This window comes from Clostridium sp. CTA-7 (assembly GCF_054768095.1).
Genome location: NZ_BAAAAV010000007.1, coordinates 85,815 through 104,574 on the forward strand (window position 1 = coordinate 85,815; position 18,760 = coordinate 104,574).

Below are 18,760 nucleotides of genomic sequence, written 5' to 3' on the forward strand. Positions count from 1 at the left end.
ATTTTCATTATAAAAACTTGTAATAAAATATAAAGTTGTCAATTCTACTTTTTTTCTATAACTACTAGCATAGGCGAGATTTCATCTCTATTTAGATAGGATTGAGTCATAACACCAAATTGATTTTTAGATAAATTTTTTAGATACTCTAAAATGCAAGATTCCTCAACCTTACCTTCATAATGACCTCTGTAAATACATATTGTCATTATTCCACCACTATTTAAAATATCAAGTCCCTTTTGTATGCTTTGTAGTGAAGTATTATGTAGTGTAGTTATAGTCTTATCTCCTCCTGGTAAAAAGCCTAAATTATACATTATGCAATCTACATTTTCATTAATATAGTCATTAAATAAATGATGCGAATCATTTATAACTTTTACATTATTAACTTTTTTTAGTATATAATTTTCGCAGGCCTCTTTTTGTATATCAAAGCTGTAAACAAATTCAAACTTACTAGCTAGAAAGTCTGTATCATGACCATTTCCTAAGGTAGCATCTACAGCTATTTTTTTACTTGTAATGAAATTTTCTATTATATAATGTGATAAATCACTTATATTTCCTACGTACTTATACATAAAATGCACCTCTTATAATGAATTTATATAATTTAACTCTTCTTTAGTTAAATCTCTCCATTGGCCTCTTTTTAAATAACCTAGTTTTATATCACCTATAGATACTCTTTTTAAAGATATTACCTCGTGACCTAAGGCTGAACACATTTTTCTTATTTGTCTATTTTTTCCTTCATGGATTATTATTTCAACTAGTGAGTTAAGTTCATTAGTTCTTTTGTCTTTTTCTTTATCTATAACCTTTAATTTTGCATCAGCTGTAATATATCCCCCAATATCTACTCCATTTTCAAACCTTTTAATTTCTTCATTAGAGAATATACCTCTGCATAAGGCTATATACTTTTTTTGAACTTCAACTCTTGGATGTATAATTTTATTATAAATATCTCCATCATTAGTTAAAAGAATTAGTCCTGAACTATCATAATCAAGCCTTCCGATAGGATATATTCTTTCATCTACTTTAACTATATCTAGTATAGTTTTTCTTCCCTTTTCATCTTTAACTGACGTTATATATCCTTCAGGTTTATTTAACATTATATATACTTTATTTTCTTCAGGTGTTATTATTTTTCCATTATAAAATACTTTATCTATCTCATAATTTATTTTAACTCCAAGCTCTGTAACAATTTTATCATTTACTTTAACTTTACCTTCTAATATGATTTCTTCACATTTTCTTCTTGACGCTACTCCGCATCTTGCCATGTATTTTTGTAATCTTTCTTCCATATAAATCACTCCGTACTTTTAATAAATACTTTCTATAGTATAAATTTTAATAGAACCTATATATTCTTTTTAACATTTTACAATACAAATGTCTATAAAAATAGATAACTAACTTTTTTTAAAATATAAGTTTTGTTTACTATCTAATTTTAAAAAATGTCTATTGTTTATATTAAAATCAGTCCTAAGTAAAATTATTATATAAATAAAATATAAAGGCTCTCACTTTTTATAAGAAAATGAGAACCTTTATATTTATGCCCTTTCTAAAGCTAACTTATCTTCAGTTAGTGTAGGTACTATTACAAAATATCCAATAACTACGCCAGCAAATCCAGTTGTGAGAGTTTTTAAAATAAGTTAATAATACTTTTTTTAATCATATAGTTGTGTATACACAATTTCTTCTCTATTTTTCACCTCTAAATTTTTTATATATTTATTTTTCAATAATGTAAATATTATGAACGTTATCGTAACTCCCATTGTAACATCTGATGCAAAATGAGCTCCTACTATAACTCTGCTAATTGGAACTATTATTGTCCACAAAGCTGCAAAACCTACAAACCATTTTTTCTTATCCTTTAACCTAGCAACGAAAGTAGGTATTAATGTAATCCAAATCATAATTGCTGCATTTGCACTATGTCCAGATGGGAATGACATAAATTCATTACTTGCTGCTTTCCCTTGAGGAATAAACCATCTAGAAAAACCTTCAAATGACCCTTCAGCAACCATATGTCTATAACGCTCTCTTCCCCAGCCCAATTTAATTAAGTTGAAAGAAATTATAACAAATACAAATGTTAATACACCAACAATAGCTGCATTTCGTAATTCATCTCTATTAGTAATAGAATATTTCTTAGCAATAAAGTAAGAAGCTGTAATATATAGAACAGCAAGTATAGGAATCAATAATTTAGGTCCATTAAAATATTTTATTGGTAAGGCTACTGCCATAAATGAGAATAAACATAAAATAATAATATAGCCAATTGTCCCTAAAATATATTTTACTGATTTATCTTTATTTCTAGTTAGCATTAAACCTACTGTACAAAAAGTTGCAATAACTGCTGCAGGAAACTCACCAATTGCTTCAAATAGTAGCCCAAACTTACTTGTTGGATTATAAACTGCATTAGAGATCTGCAAATCTGTAAATGCAAATATTATTAATAGAACTCCGATAATTGATAAACCAACTACATAATTCTTTTTCATACCCTTTTCACCCTTTATTTATAATTTTATTTGCTATATTTTAAAATAAAATTACCCATTTCTATTGCACAATCCTCACTTTGTGGATAAACTCCTATGTTATCACCATAAGCATGTCCTAACCCTTTATATAATATAGTTGTAGTATCTACTCCTGCTTTAGTAAGCTTTGCTGCATATGCTAAGCATTCTACTTTCAAATAGTCATGTTCTCCAACTGTAACAAGTGTAGGAGGCAAGCCTTTTAAATCTCTAATATATGGAGTTAAGTAACCATTTTTAACTTCATCAGTACCTAAAACATCCTTTAAGCCACCTGATAATCCATCAAACATACCTAGCATCATTTCAAGACCAGATTTATATTTAGGAGCCATTTCATATTCATCCTTACTCCATTTAAAATACTCATCTTCAATACCTGCCATATTAACAGTAGGATAAAGTAATAATTGTCCCTTTACCATTCCTAAATTACTTTCTAAATCTTTTGTTGTACAATATTGAGTTAAGTTTCCACCTGCACTATCCCCCGCAACAAAGATATTCTTCTTATCTCCTCCTAAAGTATTAGCTTTATCATATATCCATCTTAATACAGAATAGCAATCCTCATGACCTGCTGGATATGGATTTTCTGGTGCTAAACGATAATCAACTGATACAGCTAAAATATCTGTTTTTTCTACTATTAACTTTACTAATTCTTCTACTACATCAGGAGATCCACCAAAGAATCCACCACCATGGATGAAATAAAGAATTGGTGCATTTTCCTTCATAGTTTCAGATTTATAAATACGAATTGGTATGCTATATCCATCATTAGCTTTAACAGTTTCATGTATAATATCAATATTCTTTTCAACTATAGGAGTACTTTTAATTTCTCCAAACATAGCTCTTAATTTACCAATTGACTTAGGTGATGTATCCATTTTCATCATGCCTTTTGGCATAAATCTCATTATTGTAAATTGTTTTTTCATATCCTTATAAAGACGAGGATCCATTGCGCCTTTTTCATCACTGTCAGGAATGTTTTTTACTATTATTTTTGCTCCTTTATAATTTATTATCTCTTGTTTTTCTTTAATTTTCTCTAATAATTCTTGTGAATATTTTCTACCCATTTTTAACTTCTCTCCTTTTTATTTCTTACATTCTTTAATGTTTCTCCTAGTTTATTCTTCTGGAAATTGCAGATAGTAATTATATAAAGCGCCAATCAAATTTGAGTCATTAAAGTATTTACATGTATCTACTATGGCATGTGGAATATCAAATGGAATTTTTGCATATATTTTTTCTAAATTTTCTCTAATTTTTTTCACTAAAATTGGTTGTTTAGAAATACCTCCACCAATTAAAATTTTCTCTGGATCTAAGATGCATTGTAAATTATATATTTGAATAGCTAAGTTCATTATAAATTTTTCAAAAACTTCTAATACATCAGGATCATTATCATTAATCCATTTGAATACATCATGTCCATTTATAGATTGAGGCTCAACATTCTTTACAGCTGCTGCTTCCATTATTAGTGCAGATGTACTTCCTTTAAGAGCAAATACATTATTAAAATCTAAATTATTAGCATCTTGCATAATAAATGAGAATTCACCAGCAAAAAAGTGGTTTCCTTTGTGAATTCTACGATTCTTAATTATTCCACCCCCAATACCAGTTCCTAAAATCATAACAACTCCATCTGAACAAGTAGTTAGATTTCCTTTCCAAACTTCAGCTAATGCAGCGCTTTTCCCATCATTTTCAACAGAAATTGGTAAGTTAATATGTTCATGAATTTTATCAATAATGTTAACATTTGCGTTGTATGATAATGCACCTGGCGAATAAACATGACCAATTGCTGAATCAATATTGCCTGGCATACTAATAGCAATACCATTTACTTCATCTTTAATCTCTTCATAAATTGATTTGATTGCCTCCATTAAATTTTCTATAGTATCTAATGGAGTAGGAACCTCCCCTTTTTGAAATATTTCAGCTCTATGATTCATAACAGCATATTTTATTGCACTGCCTCCAATGTCTAAAACTAATTTTTTCATTGTTCCACCTCTTTTTTTAAACACATAAATTTAAAATATTAAACTTTAAGTTTATATATTTTATAATTAATTAAAGCGTTTTCATAAAATTGTAAAAATAAACGCATACTTCATTTATATTGAACTATGCGCATTTATCTTTCTATTTAAATGTTATCATTTTTTATTGAATTATTGTTGTTGTTTTTTGTCCATTTTATTGTCACTTTTTGATTCATTAAAATACTGACGATATTTAAATGGAGTCATGTTATACTTTTGTTTAAATAAACTTATAAAAGACTTAACATTTGAAAACCCATGAGAAATTGCAATATCTTGAATATTATTATCAGTATTTATGATATCTTCATATGCTTTATAAATTCTAAAGTTGCTTAAATATAATTTATAAGTAATACCAAACCACTGGTGAAATTTTCTTGAAAAATATTCATTGCTCATATAGAAATGTTTAGATATATTATCCAAAGTTAAATCTTCTCTATAATTATCATTAATATATGTTAAAATTTCCTTTTGTCTTTCTTTATATTTAAAATAGTCCTTCTTATAATCTTCAATTTTAGGAATCATATAATTAGATAATAAAATATATAGAATCTCATGAATATAGGCATTTATCTTAATATAATCTAATTCCATTGGATTCAAATAAAAATCTTTCATTTCTAAAAATATCTCTAGTAATCTATCTTTTTTATAATTAGAAATATTAATGTCTAATTGAACACTATCAATATTAGGATATATTTTTTTTATAAAATCATATGATAAAATTAAAATAACTGCTCCACCTGTTTCATTTGGATATTTTTCAAGTTCATGAACATCTCCGCTATTTACCAAAATAAAATTTCCGCTTTTAACAGTTATACTTTTATTATTAATACGTACCCTTATTTCACCTTTTGTAACTAATGTCATTTCAATGCTTCTATGCCAATGAGGGGCTATATAGTAATGTTTTTTTATATCAATATTCTCTTCTCCTACATATGCTATCATTGCAGGTAAATCTTTATTTAAATTTACTTTCTCATATATAAAAGTATCCATAAAAACCTCCATTTTGCAGTAGAATTTATTTTATTATATAAAATAATCTTAATTTTAAAATATAGATTAATTGTATAGCATAATTGAATTTTAATATACCATTCTATTTATATTTAGCACTATTAAAAATTTTTTCAATAAAAAAGTGGATATATGTAAGTTTGCTTATTCCGTCGCTCTGCTACAAGTCAACGCAAACTTACATATGGCCACTTAAAAACCAAAGGTAGCAAGTAAGAATTTACCCTTACTTGCTAACTGTTAGTAAAATTAATAGTATATATTTGCACTAGTTGACTAATAATCATTATTTTCATTAATATAATCACTAGTATTTTATTATAACTCTTCTCCATTTGTTGCAATTACGTTTTTATACCAATCAAATGATTTCTTCTTACTACGATTTAAAGTACCATTTCCATCATTATCCTTATCTACATAAATAAATCCGTAACGTTTTTTCATTTCACCTGTTCCAGCACTAATTAAATCAATACATCCCCAAGGAGTATATCCCATTAAATCAACACCATCTATTTCAACAGCTTTTTTCATTTCCTCGATATGTTTTCTTAAATACTCTATTCTATAATCATCATTAATTGATCCGTCTTCCTCTACTTCATCTACAGCACCTAATCCATTCTCTACGCAGAATAGTGGAATTTGATAACGATCATATAAATTATTTAAAGCAATTCTGAATCCTTTAGGATCAATTTGCCATCCCCAATCTGATGCTTCTAAATAAGGATTTTTAACTCCACCTAACATATTTCCTTTTGTATCTTCTTCATTTTTATCTGAAGATTGTACTAATGTCATATAGTAACTAAATCCTATATATTCAACCTTTCCTTCTCTTAAGATTTCCTCGTCTTCTTTTTCCATCTTAAGTTTTACATTATTTCTTTCTAAGAACTTTTTAGCTTTATTTGAATAATATCCTCTTGCATGTACATCAGCAAAATAATAAGTTCCATACATAAAGTCATTTGTAAGTTGTACATCATCTGGATTACATGTTTTTGCATAAGCTTGTGGGAAAAGTACCATACATCCTATTTTGAAATCAGGATTAATTTCATGACCTAATTTAACAGCTTTAGCACTTGCTACTAATTGATGATGAGCCGCTTGATAGCAAACTTCCATTTTATTTTCGCCTTCTTTAAATTTAATTCCAGCTGGTATAAATGGATGTAATGCTATAACATTTATTTCATTAAATGTCATCCAATATTTTACTTTATCTTTGTATCTATTGAATATAGCATTACAGTAGTTTACATAAAAATCTACTAATTTTCTATTTCTCCATGATCCATATTTTTCAACTAAAGCATATGGCATTTCATAGTGTGAAATAGTAACTACCGGCTCAATTCCATATTTTAAACATTCGTCAAAAAGATTATCGTAGAATTCTAACCCCTCTTCATTTGGTTCTGTTTCATCTCCATTTGGGAATATTCTAGTCCAGTTTATCGATGTTCTGAAACACTTAAATCCCATTTCTCCAAACATAGCAATGTCTTCTTTATATCTATGATAAAAATCTATGGCTTCATGAGATGGATAATGCTCTCCATCTACTATACCATCTGTATATTGTCTTTGCTTAGTTAAAGAACCTGCTGTAGCAACATCAGCTGTGCTAAGCCCTTTCTCATTTACGTTATATGCACCTTCACATTGGTTTGCAGCAACTGCTCCCCCCCATAAAAATCCTTCTTTAAAGCTCATATCTATTCCTCACTTTCCTTTAATGTTATTATCCTTCCTTTATTTTAATTAAAGGAAGGATAATAGTATATATATTCTACTTTGCTTAAACTAAATTACTACATTTAATAAATCTTCTTCAAAAGCAATGTCTTTTTCTTTTGTTTCTATTACATCTAAATAGTCATTTGAATTTGTTATAATTATTGGAGTTACAATTTCAAAACCAGCTTTCTTTATAGCTTCTATATCAAATTCTAATAATACTTGCCCTTTTTTGATTATATCACCTTGTTTAGCTTTTGCTGTGAAATATTTTCCTTCTAACTTTACTGTGTCCATACCAACATGTATTAATATTTCAGCACCTGAATTTGATTTTATTCCCATTGCATGATACGTTGGAAATAAAGTTATTAACTCACCATCTACTGGAGAGACTATTTTACCTTTAGTTGGTAATATTGCTATTCCCTTCCCTAATGCTCCTTGTGCAAAAGCTTCGTCATTAACCTCAGATAATGGTACTATTTTACCTGTTAATGGACTAGCAATAACCTCCTTATTTATTAGTTCTTCATTCTTGCCTTCTTTATCTGTTTCTTTAACTTCCTCATCTTTATATACAATTATAGTTAAAATGAAACTTATAATCATAGCTATAGCTACTGCAATTAATACACTAATCACTCCACTAGTATCTCCATTTGCTGGATTTATAAAGTTAAAGAATCCGAAAGATCCAAGACCTCCCATTACATATTGTTTAGCTCCTGTAAATCCAAGGATAGCTCCACCAATAGCTCCACCTATACAGCTTATTACAAAGGCTTTAACTCTTGGCAGTGTAATACCATAAATAGCTGGTTCTGTTACTCCAAAGAATCCTGATATAATTGCAGGTATTGATAATGATTTTAACTTTTTATCTCTAGTCTTAAAGAATATAGCCATTACAACAGCTGTTTGTGCAAATGATGCTGCAAACATTGGTGACAATACTGCATCATAGCCCATATTTGACATGTTTAATAACATTATTGGAATTAATCCCCAATGTAATCCAAAGATTACAAATACTTGCCAGAATGCACCTAATAATAAGCCTGCTATTAGTGGTGAAAAATTATAAGCAGTAATTGATGCTGTTCCTACAAGTTGGCTTGCCCATGTTGTTATTGGTCCAATTACTATAAATGTTAATGGTACTATTACTAATAAAGTGAATAATGGAACTAAGAAAGTTTTCACAACATCTGGAATTATTTTTTTGAATCCATTTTCAATCTTTCCACCAAAGTAAGTTGCAACTATTACTGGAATTACACTTGATGTATAGTTCATAAGTATTACAGGAATACCTAAGAAAGTAATATGAACTGGTGATTCAAACATAGTTCCTTGGAATAAAGTATATAAAGGTTCCCCATTCATTAATCCTAATATACTTGGATATACTAAAGCTGCTCCAATTAACATCCCTAAATAAGTGCTTGTTTTAAATTTCTTAGATGCATTATATCCTAAGAATATTGGGAAGAAATAAAATAATGAGTCCCCTATTGCTTGTATAATTTGATAAGTTCCTGATTCTGGTGTTAACCATCCTAATGCTAAAAATAATGCATTAAATCCTTTTAGCATACCAGTTGCTGCTAAAGCACCAAGTGTTGGTGCAAAAATACCTGAAATAATATCGATAAATTTATTAAATGGATTCAATTTCTCTTCTTTTGTATCAGAAGTAGACTCTGCTAAACTTTGTAATCCTCCAACTTCTACTACAGCATTAAATACATCAGGTACATGGTTACCAATAACAACTTGATATTGTCCACCACTTTTAATAACTGTAACTACTCCATCCATATTTTTCAAAATTTCTGTATTTGATTTTTTTTCATCCTTTAATTTAAAACGTAAACGTGTAATACAATGAGTTAAGCTATTAACGTTTTCTTTTCCGCCGACATTTTTTAGTATATCTTTTGCTAAATTTTCATATTTCATGTTAAATCTCTCCTCTATTTTATTCTATATATAAAAAAGCAAGTCCAAACTAAAAGAATATAAATTTATTCCATCTAATTCGGTCTCGCCTGCATTACCAGTAACAATCCATATTAAGCTATTTATGTGTAAGGCGTTGTACATGCAAAGTTAAATATAACTGTTCTTCACTAGATAAATCTTTATTAAGATATTTTTCTATTTTTAACATACAATTATACGCATCTTTATATTTTCCTTTAACTTGTTCTAATAAAAAGTCATCATTTTCAGTTTCAATTTTTTCATCTTTATTTAACCTTTGGAAGAAAAATCGTAAATGAGTTACAAATCTCTCATAACTTAAAGACCCTTCATCAAGATTAACATTATTTGAATACTTAACAATATTTAATATATCCTTCACCATCTTAGTTTGTTTAGCTACATTTTCAACATTGTTATATGAATTATTTATTTGAGCATTTATTAAATGGAGTGCAATATTTCCTGCTTCATCTTCTGGTAAGCTAACTCCAAGTTCACTTTCTATAAATTCAATAGCTTTTATACCTACAGCAAACTCTTTAGGATAAAACTTTTTTATTTCCCAAATTAATGCATTTGAACGATTTAATCCTTCTTTTTCCAATTTTAAAGCATTACTTATGTGATCTGTAAGGGTAACATATATATAATCATTTAAATTAGTACCTAATACATTTCTAGCATATTCAATAATGTCATAGCAAAGAGAAACTTGTTCGCTTGGAATATCTTCTAATAATAATTTAAATTTTTCTGAAGCTTGCTTTTCTTTTAAAATGAAAGTTTTTTCTATTTTATTATCATCTAAATATTCACCTACACTCTTTTTAAATGCAATTCCACAGCCCATAACAACTATTTCACGGTTAGATGAGTCTTTTGCTACTACCGCATTATTATTAAATATTTTTTTAATTATCATACTTGCCCCCTCGGACTTTTATTTTATATCCTAATAAGTGAATTTCATTTTTTAGTATTGTATATTATAAATAATAAAGACCTCAAGTAATAAGAAAAGATACATATAATCTCTTTTCTATTATTTAAGGTCTCGCCTGATCGAATCAGTAACAATCAATATTCACTTAAAACGATTACTTATATTTAAATATTAATACTTTTAGTTTATGCTGTCAATATATTTTTATAAAGTCCCGTATTATTTTATTAGTAGAAAGTATCAACCTTAAAATAATTTATAAATTACTCTAAGACTGACACTTTTTATAATTATTTTAAATTTTTTAGAAGTTCATCTAAGCTTCTTTTTAATTCTATAGCTTTTTCTTCTGTTATTTTAATATTACAAAATACTCTACTTGGAACATCCTTAACTTTTTCATTAAGTTCTTTTCCCTTTTCAGTTAATTCAGCTATAACTACTCTATCATCTTTTTTATCTCTATATCTTTTTATAAGATCCATCCCTTCCAATTTCTTAAGAAGTGGAGTTAATGTTCCAGAATCTAAATGTAATCTATTACCAAGATGCTTTACTGTAGCTTTTTCCTCTTCCCATAATACAAGCATTGTTATGTATTGAGTATAAGTAAGATTAAATTCATCTAATATTGGCTTATATAATTTTATTATTTCTCTTGATGCTGCATACAAAGAAAAGCATATTTGATTATCTAATTTTAGATAATTATAATTATTCATAAACTTCACCTACATAAAATCAATTTATCAAATTTAATTTTATTAAATTTAAAATGATTTTACATTTTAAAATCTTTTATGTCAATATTAAAAATTATTAATAGACTTATTTATCTAGTAATTTCTTAATATCAGCTCTTATTTTAGAAGGTGATGTTGTTGGAGAATATCTTTTTACCACATTTCCTTCTTTATCAATTAAAAACTTAGTAAAGTTCCATTTTATTTCACTAGTTAAAATACCTTTTTCCTTACTTTTTAAATATTTAAATATAGGATGAGCATTATTTCCATTAACATCTATCTTTTCAAACATATTAAATGTAACACCATAATTAATCTCACAGAAGTTTTTAACATCATTATTACTTCCAGGTTCTTGATTCAAAAACTGATTGCATGGAAATCCTAATATTTCTAATCCTATACTTCTATACTCTTTATAAAGTTCTTCTAATTCTTTTAATTGAGGTGTAAATCCACATTTACTTGCAGTATTAACTACTAATAATACCTTCCCCTTATATTCATTCATATTTATTTCATGTCCATTAATATCTTTTGCACTAAAATCATAAAAATTCATGATCATTCCTCCATTATTTTAAATTTATATTTTATTAAATTTAATTTTATACAATTTATTTGTTTATATAATATCTCTTTTTATTTTCTATGTCAACTTTTATATAATAATATAATATCTTTCATAAAAAACTCCTCCATTACTTACATTTTTATAAGCAGCTAAAGAAAATTTTCCCACTTGTTTAAATGTATATTCTTTACTATACTAGTAAAAAACATACATTATAATTTTACTTGTAAAGCGTAGAAAAATGAATTATAAAGGAGCTATTAATATGAAAAATAACGAAATTTTAAATGCATTAAATTTTAGATATGCTTGTAAAGAATTTGATAAAAATAAAAAGATTAAAGATGAGGATTTAAGATTAATTTTAGAAAGTGCCAGATTATCTCCTAGTTCAATAGGAATCGAGCCATGGAAGTTCTTAGTTATTACCAATGAAGCTTTGAAAGATGAATTAGCTAGCGTTACATTGGGTGGAAAGAAACAATTACCAACTTGTAGTCATTTAATTTTAATTCTAAATAGAACTGCTGATGATTTAAATTTCGATTCCAAATATTTAAAAAAATTATTTAGTGAAGATAAGGGATTGCCAAAAGAAGCTGCGGATACAAGGCTAAATATGATAAAGAACGTAAATGAAACAAGATTTAAAAATAATAAGAACGAAATAAACCATTATTCAAGAGAACAAACTTATATTGCTCTTGGGACAATGTTAACTACATCTGCTTTACTTGGAATTGACTCTTGTGCTATAGGCGGTTTTGATTCTGAAGCTGTAACTAAAATACTATCTGAAAAGAATATTCTAGATACTGATCATTTTAATTTATCCTGTATGTTAGCACTTGGATATAGAAATGAAAATCCTACCCCTAAAACAAGAAGATCCTTTGAAGATGTAGTTGAATTCATTAAATAACGTTATTTTAATAAATTCTATGTAAATTGAAGAATAAATGCTAGTAGGTTTTTATATACTACTAGCATTTATATTTTAAATATTTAATTCTATTGTATTATTAGATAAAACAGCTTTTTCTCCATTTAAAATAATATTTTTATTATTTAAGTTGTTTATTATAAACTTTACCTTTGAGTATTCCTTACTGTAATTATTTCTTTTGGTAGTAAAAGTAATATTAACTTCTTCTCTATTTGATACAACTATTTCATACTCATTGTATATTCCTTCTTTATAGTCAAAACTTTCGCCATCATCAAGGTGATGAGTGTATTTAAACTCTTCAATATCATTGTCTAAATAAATATTTAAAGTTAATTCATTATTTTCTTTTTCACCAATGTAATTTTGCTCCATAAACATAGGAATTATTGAAGCTTCTTTTATGAATATAGGACAAGTATCTAAAGGTGCATCCTTTATTATATACTGTCCACCATTATATTCTTCACCAGTCCAAAAATCTATCCACTTGTTTCCTCTAGGTAAGTATACAAGTTTTTGCCTCATACCTTGTTCAACAATAGGAGCAACTAATATGCTATCTCCACAAAGGAATTCATCATTTATTTCAAAAGTATTTTTATCATTTTGATAATTAAATAATAATGGTCTTATAATTGGTGCTCCAGTATTTTCACATTCCCACATTAAATCATATAAATATGGAAGTAACTTATAACGAAGTTTTATATATTTCCTATTTATATCCTCAGTTTCTTGATTAAATGCCCATGGTTCTTGATCCCTAGTTCCCATTGCAGCATGATTTCTAAATAGTGGTGTAAATGCTCCAACTTGTACCCATCTACTTAAAAGCTCACCTGTACAATCATGACCAAATCCTCCAACATCAGTTCCACAAAAGCTAAATCCACTTAATCCTAAGTTCATAAGCATTGGAATTGACATTCTTAAATGTTCCCATGTACTTTGGTTATCTCCAGTCCAAATAGTTGAGTATTTTTGTGTCCCTGCATAACATGCTCTTGTTACTACAAATGGTCTTTTATTAGTAGTATTCTTTATTCCTTCATAAGTAGCCTTACTCATCATATGACCATATATATTATGAATTTCCTTATGTGGGACTTCTATGCCATTTTCATCAAACATAACATCATCAGGTAAAGGTCCATTAAAGCTTGCAGGTTCATTCATATCATTCCATATTCCAGATACTCCTGAATCCATCATAATTTTTTGATTTTCTGCCCACCAATTTCTAACTTTAGAACTCATAAAATTAGGGTAAACTGAATCTCCAGGCCAAACTCTATTTTTATATACTATTCCATCTTTGTCCTTAGCAAAATACTCATTCTTTATTCCTTCATCATATATATTATATCCCTTATCTACCTTTACTCCTGGATCAATTATTGTTACAACTTTAAAGCCCATTTCTTTTAGTTCATTAGTAAATGCTTTAGGATCTTTAAATTTCTTCTTATCCCAAGTAAATACTCTAAAGTCATCCATATAATCTATATCTAAATATAATGTATCACATGGAATATCCTTTTCTCTAAAAGCTTTTGCTATTTCCATAACTCTTTCCTGAGGTGCATATGACCATCTGCATTGTTGGTAACCTAATGTCCAAAGTTGAGGAAGAGGTGTTTTTCCAGTAAGATTTGTATATTCATTTACAACATTCTTTACTGATGGTCCATAAATAAAGTAGTAATCTAAATTACCATCAACTGCTCCAAAGTAATAGTAATCTGAATTTTCCTTACCCATATCAAAATGAGTTTCAAAGTGATTATCAAAAAATACTCCAAAAGCTTCCTCATCTTTTATTGATATTAAAAATGGAATTGATTTATATAATTGTTGGAATGTTTCCCCATGAGGACTAGGATCATCTGTATTCCAATTTCTATAATGGTATCCCTTTTTATTTAAAGAGCCTGTTCTTTCGCCTAATCCATAGAAATACATATCTTCTTCCATAACTTTTGAAACATAAACTTTAAAGTCCTGGTGTCCATCTAAAACATGTCCTTCTTCTGCTGCAAGTTCAAGACCATTTCCTCTTCTTTTAAAAGGTAATCTCTTACCTCTATAGTCTCTACATAAAACCTTTTCATTCTTATCAAAAATATCGACTTTAAATTCATCACCAATATTAATTTTAAGCTTTGCTGTTTCTATATTTAAACTACTTTCAGTTTTTTCTATTGAAAAACTAGAAGTTCCTAGCATTAAATTTTCAACTGCCTTTGAATTTCTTTCTTTTCTATGCAATGGTACAAAGAAATTAATAACTTCATCATTAATAATTGTTATTACTGCTTCACTATTTTCATATTTTATTGTAATTTCTTTATTATTTACTTCGTAATTTAATAATTTACCAAACATAAATACACCCTCTATTCTTATATAATTAAATTTCCTTAAGTCATTTTGAAATTTATTAATAATTTATCATAATGTAATTATAAAATAAAAGCATTACCATTTCTTGTACTATAACATCAAAAAATATAACAAAATTGCTATTTTAATATAATTGTTAATTTGCACATCATATAGTAATTTATTTTGTACAATTTATCATTTTTAATTTTTACTATAAATTTATTTAATTCAATAGTTATATATTATAAACCTAAAAAAGACCCTAAAGTATTGCTTCAGCATTAAGGTCTTTTTTTAGGTTATTTAAATAAATCTTTAAATACGTCTTCTATATTTTTATTTATTTTTCGTATTTTATCATCATTATTTATGTTATATATTTGTTTATCTATTCTTTTTCTATATCTAATAATTAAATATTCAATATAGTTTAAATTATCATTTACAGCTGAACAAATTATAAATATTACTAAAGGCGTTAATTTAGGGACTTTCCATAATAAAACTCCTATTTAATTACTAATAATATATTATATTTAACTTTTGTTATTAGTGCTATATCATAGAATTTAAATTTATTAAGCATTTTTAGATACCTTAAGTTATTTATTCTACTTTTATTGTTTAATACCTCTTATTTTGAGACAATATTCTCGTATAAATAGAGGTTTACTTACTGCCCTGTGGCAGAGTCTGTATTTTCTATCAAACTTCTTTTATTTCTATATTCGGCATTATATATTCACTTTTATCATTGCAAAAAAAAGATTAATGCTCCACTATTGAAACATTAACCTTTTTAACTTCTTTAACTGCATTGTTAAATTTTCTTTTTTCATTGCAATTCTTAATTAAATAATTTTCACCTACTTTTGGCTTAATTAAACTTATAGCATTTTCAATTTCTAAAATAAAGTTCTTCTTTTCCGCTTCATCTTTTGCTATATCCGTGTGGTATGCCTTTGCTAAAGTCTTATATAGTTTCTTATAGTTACTTTTATCTTCCTCATTGTGGTTACTATGTTTATTACTCTGATAACTACCATATAAATCATAATTATTGTAGTTACCTTTAAAATTTTCATAATAACTACGTTCCCACTCTTTAGATGCTTCATATTGATTTTTTATATTTTCTAGTGTCTCCTTATTCCTAAGTGTTTCACACTATGTCATAGCATTTATCATAAGAGTTTTATCAATATATTTTCTCAAAATCCGCTTTATCTTCTAAGTATTTATTGATTATCTTTCTATGTTTCTCGTGAGTTATATATTCATCTGTTTTCGTGTACTCTTTTTCTATTTCTTCAACTAATGTATCTATTTTTTGTATTACGCAATACATTATTTAATCACCTTTTTCGTGGTTACTTCAAAATTTCATCTAGTATCTACACTTTTATTTTTAAATGCTTCGTCATAATTAAGTAGCATAAATATATTTGACTAATCTTATATTAATCCATATTTATCAATAATAGCTACTATTTTATCTGTATTTTCTACTAGATCAATTATATCTGTTATGTCAACGACTTTCATTTAACACCCTCACTTATTCAATATCTAAGCAAACTCTATAAAACTTACCTGTCTTTAATGGCTTACTTATCTTTTTAATATTAATTCCTTTTAATGCTTCAAGATCCCGGATTTCAAGTAGAATTATTGAGCCTAGTATTTCCTTAGCTTTCAGCTTACGTCGTTAGTATAAGCCCTGTCCTACTTGCTCCTATTTGTATGGTATCTACTTTTTTATCTATCCCTTACTATCAACCTAATTGAATGTAAAAAAATAATGAGCCAATCTATTTCAATTGACTCATCATCCTATTTCACTGCATTATTAGTATTATGCAACCAATTTTCTTCTGGTAAGTAGCAAGGGTTTATTTACTTGCTATGGCTTTTTGTAAATATGCTTTTACTGCAATCCTTCTTGCAGATAGTTTCAGTAAATAATGCAGTAAGACTGTAACTACTTCAATGTAAGTACTATACTTTGCTAACTAACGAAAAAATACCTAAATATCGCTTGACCTATTTGTTAATTACTGGTTAAATCTAAAATGTCATTAAATAATAGATGTTCAACAGTAGCTTGAGTTCCAAAAACACTAACGTCTTCTGGAATCTTAATATCTACAACAACTTCATTCATTTCAGAAGAAGATAATTCTTTATATCCATATTTACTAAGAACCGATACTATTTCATCATTTAACCCTGCTTGTTCCTTAGTATATGGCTGACTATCAAATCCATCAAGTACAGGATTAATTTTATTATTATCTTTATTTTCCACCTCAAATTCATGCTGTATATAAAATAATGGTGCTATTTTTGAGATTTCAAACATAGTTTTGTATAGTACTTTAAATTCTCCTTTTACAAAATCACTAAAGTAGCAATACCACCTTCTTGAAGGGCTTTGATTATCAAATATCCCTATTAGTTTATACCCTTGTTCTTTTATGTACTTATCCAGTTCTTTTGGTAATTCGAGCTCTTTGTTACATTTAGTAACAAAAAACTTATAGTCATTTGTTCTATAAATACGATTTATAGTATCTTCAACAACATTTAACATAATTTTCCTCCACTATTTCATTTTTAGGTTGTGTCCACCCAATTTATCTATCAATTTGGAACTTGATTAAAATCAACCTCTCCTAAGTGCTTACCATTCTTAGGATTTAAACTTTCGAATCTCCCATGTTGTGTATCAACCGCAAAGATTTCCACAGTATTTGGGTTCCGATATACAGTACGATTGTTAATTTGGGTTAATTTATTATCTTTTATTAACCCGTTTTCATTTGCAATACGATTTACTTCAGTCTTTACCGCCGCTACACGGTTATTCGGCAGCATTTGGCTTATCTTCTTTTCAAAAGCGGCAGCTTCTCCTACCCCCTAGTAATATCTGCCACATAATCTACTTTATCAACTAAACTATTAACTTTATCCATACTGAATCTATTCAGAATAGTAATTTTGCAATTTATATATAATAAAAATCTGAGTAGGTAAAACTATCTCCCTACGCAGATTTTTAATTATTATTTTTACATTTACAACTAATATGCAATTAAATCATATTTTTCTTGACTATTTAATATATCATTAAATAATAATTGATATTTATCAATTCTTTCAATACTATCCTTAAAGAATAATGCTTCGCTATAAAATCTAAAAAACATAAATGGTGCATCTAATTTTTTTTCTTTATATTGTTTTTCCCCATTCTCTCCTAATAAATAAATGCTATACTCATTTTCCCCATTCTTTTCTAAGTTAATTTTCATTTTTTGAGCATTCATAATAGAGTAATATTCTTTCCCTACATATAAATCCATTAATTTTTCGACTTCTGTAATACTTTTTGCTTCTTCAAATTTTTCCCCATTTTTATAATCAATTTTTTGACCTATTAATCCATTTATAGTTATTGCAAATTTTCTTTTCATTTCTTGCTCTGAAAAATACTTTTCTATTTCTAATGATTCTCCTCTTTCTACACAAGAAAATCTATAAATACTATTTAAATCATTTTCTAAGATATATTTTATTTCATACTCTTGCATTATCTCTATTCTATTTTCATACTCAAAAATTTTAAAATCTTTCCCTACATATTTTATTAAATTATCAATATATGATTTTTCTAAATTTAAACTCATCTTCTTCT

General features: G+C 27.2%; 16 protein-coding genes. 1 reads left to right on the forward strand and 15 read right to left on the reverse strand.

All coding sequences use genetic code 11. The features are described from left to right. Window positions 1–44: 44 nt before the first annotated feature. The 11 genes from mnmM to ACYUEX_RS13670 all read right to left on the reverse strand — a co-directional run bounded on the left by mnmM (window position 45) and on the right by ACYUEX_RS13670 (window position 11,717). Window positions 45–587, reverse strand: a complete 543-nt coding sequence (mnmM, locus tag ACYUEX_RS13620) for a tRNA 5-(aminomethyl)-2-thiouridylate-methyltransferase MnmM (RefSeq protein ID WP_460288671.1) — start codon at window positions 585–587, stop codon at window positions 45–47. 12 nt (window positions 588–599) lie between these two features. Beyond that, complete coding sequence (locus tag ACYUEX_RS13625) at window positions 600–1,328, reverse strand: pseudouridine synthase (RefSeq protein WP_460288672.1); 729 nt, start codon at window positions 1,326–1,328, stop codon at window positions 600–602. 375 nt (window positions 1,329–1,703) lie between these two features. Next, complete coding sequence (locus ACYUEX_RS13630) at window positions 1,704–2,561, reverse strand: phosphatase PAP2 family protein (RefSeq protein ID WP_460288673.1); 858 nt, start codon at window positions 2,559–2,561, stop codon at window positions 1,704–1,706. A 26-nt stretch (window positions 2,562–2,587) separates the two neighbouring features. Next, the gene (locus tag ACYUEX_RS13635) at window positions 2,588–3,694 is read right to left on the reverse strand and encodes an alpha/beta hydrolase (RefSeq protein WP_460288674.1); all 1,107 of its coding nucleotides are present in this window, start codon (window positions 3,692–3,694) and stop codon (window positions 2,588–2,590) included. 51 nt (window positions 3,695–3,745) lie between these two features. Further along, on the reverse strand, window positions 3,746–4,642 hold the full coding sequence (locus tag ACYUEX_RS13640; RefSeq protein WP_460288675.1) for an ROK family protein: 897 nt from the start codon (window positions 4,640–4,642) through the stop codon (window positions 3,746–3,748). Between the two features lie 171 nt (window positions 4,643–4,813). Further along, complete coding sequence (locus tag ACYUEX_RS13645) at window positions 4,814–5,701, reverse strand: AraC family transcriptional regulator (protein WP_460288676.1); 888 nt, start codon at window positions 5,699–5,701, stop codon at window positions 4,814–4,816. Window positions 5,702–6,040: 339 nt separating this feature from the next. After that, complete coding sequence (locus ACYUEX_RS13650; RefSeq protein WP_460288677.1) at window positions 6,041–7,450, reverse strand: 6-phospho-beta-glucosidase; 1,410 nt, start codon at window positions 7,448–7,450, stop codon at window positions 6,041–6,043. Window positions 7,451–7,540: 90 nt separating this feature from the next. Continuing rightward, window positions 7,541–9,439 carry a beta-glucoside-specific PTS transporter subunit IIABC gene (locus ACYUEX_RS13655; RefSeq protein ID WP_460288678.1) on the reverse strand — a complete coding sequence of 633 codons (1,899 nt, stop codon included), beginning with the start codon at window positions 9,437–9,439 and terminating at the stop codon, window positions 7,541–7,543. Between the two features lie 118 nt (window positions 9,440–9,557). Next, window positions 9,558–10,388: a BglG family transcription antiterminator LicT gene (gene licT / locus ACYUEX_RS13660; protein WP_460288679.1), complete on the reverse strand. Its 831-nt coding sequence runs from the start codon at window positions 10,386–10,388 to the stop codon at window positions 9,558–9,560. 311 nt (window positions 10,389–10,699) lie between these two features. Beyond that, window positions 10,700–11,131 carry a MarR family winged helix-turn-helix transcriptional regulator gene (locus ACYUEX_RS13665; protein WP_460288680.1) on the reverse strand — a complete coding sequence of 144 codons (432 nt, stop codon included), beginning with the start codon at window positions 11,129–11,131 and terminating at the stop codon, window positions 10,700–10,702. A gap of 106 nt (window positions 11,132–11,237) precedes the next feature. Further along, window positions 11,238–11,717 carry a glutathione peroxidase gene (locus tag ACYUEX_RS13670; RefSeq protein ID WP_460288681.1) on the reverse strand — a complete coding sequence of 160 codons (480 nt, stop codon included), beginning with the start codon at window positions 11,715–11,717 and terminating at the stop codon, window positions 11,238–11,240. A gap of 277 nt (window positions 11,718–11,994) precedes the next feature. Here ACYUEX_RS13670 and ACYUEX_RS13675 point away from each other — a divergent pair, with 277 nt between their 5' ends. Next, window positions 11,995–12,651, forward strand: a complete 657-nt coding sequence (locus ACYUEX_RS13675) for an NAD(P)H-dependent oxidoreductase (RefSeq protein WP_460288682.1) — start codon at window positions 11,995–11,997, stop codon at window positions 12,649–12,651. A 75-nt stretch (window positions 12,652–12,726) separates the two neighbouring features. Here the strand turns inward: ACYUEX_RS13675 and ACYUEX_RS13680 are convergent, their stop codons facing one another. The 4 genes from ACYUEX_RS13680 to ACYUEX_RS13695 all read right to left on the reverse strand — a co-directional run bounded on the left by ACYUEX_RS13680 (window position 12,727) and on the right by ACYUEX_RS13695 (window position 18,752). Continuing rightward, window positions 12,727–15,063, reverse strand: a complete 2,337-nt coding sequence (locus tag ACYUEX_RS13680; protein WP_460288683.1) for a glycoside hydrolase family 31 protein — start codon at window positions 15,061–15,063, stop codon at window positions 12,727–12,729. 1,198 nt (window positions 15,064–16,261) lie between these two features. Then, window positions 16,262–16,411 carry a hypothetical protein gene (locus ACYUEX_RS13685; RefSeq protein ID WP_460288684.1) on the reverse strand — a complete coding sequence of 50 codons (150 nt, stop codon included), beginning with the start codon at window positions 16,409–16,411 and terminating at the stop codon, window positions 16,262–16,264. Window positions 16,412–17,113: 702 nt separating this feature from the next. Further along, entirely contained in the window at window positions 17,114–17,656 is a 543-nt protein-coding gene (locus ACYUEX_RS13690; RefSeq protein ID WP_460288685.1) for a hypothetical protein, read from the reverse strand. 490 nt (window positions 17,657–18,146) lie between these two features. Then, window positions 18,147–18,752 carry a hypothetical protein gene (locus ACYUEX_RS13695; protein WP_460288686.1) on the reverse strand — a complete coding sequence of 202 codons (606 nt, stop codon included), beginning with the start codon at window positions 18,750–18,752 and terminating at the stop codon, window positions 18,147–18,149. Window positions 18,753–18,760 lie beyond the last annotated feature (8 nt).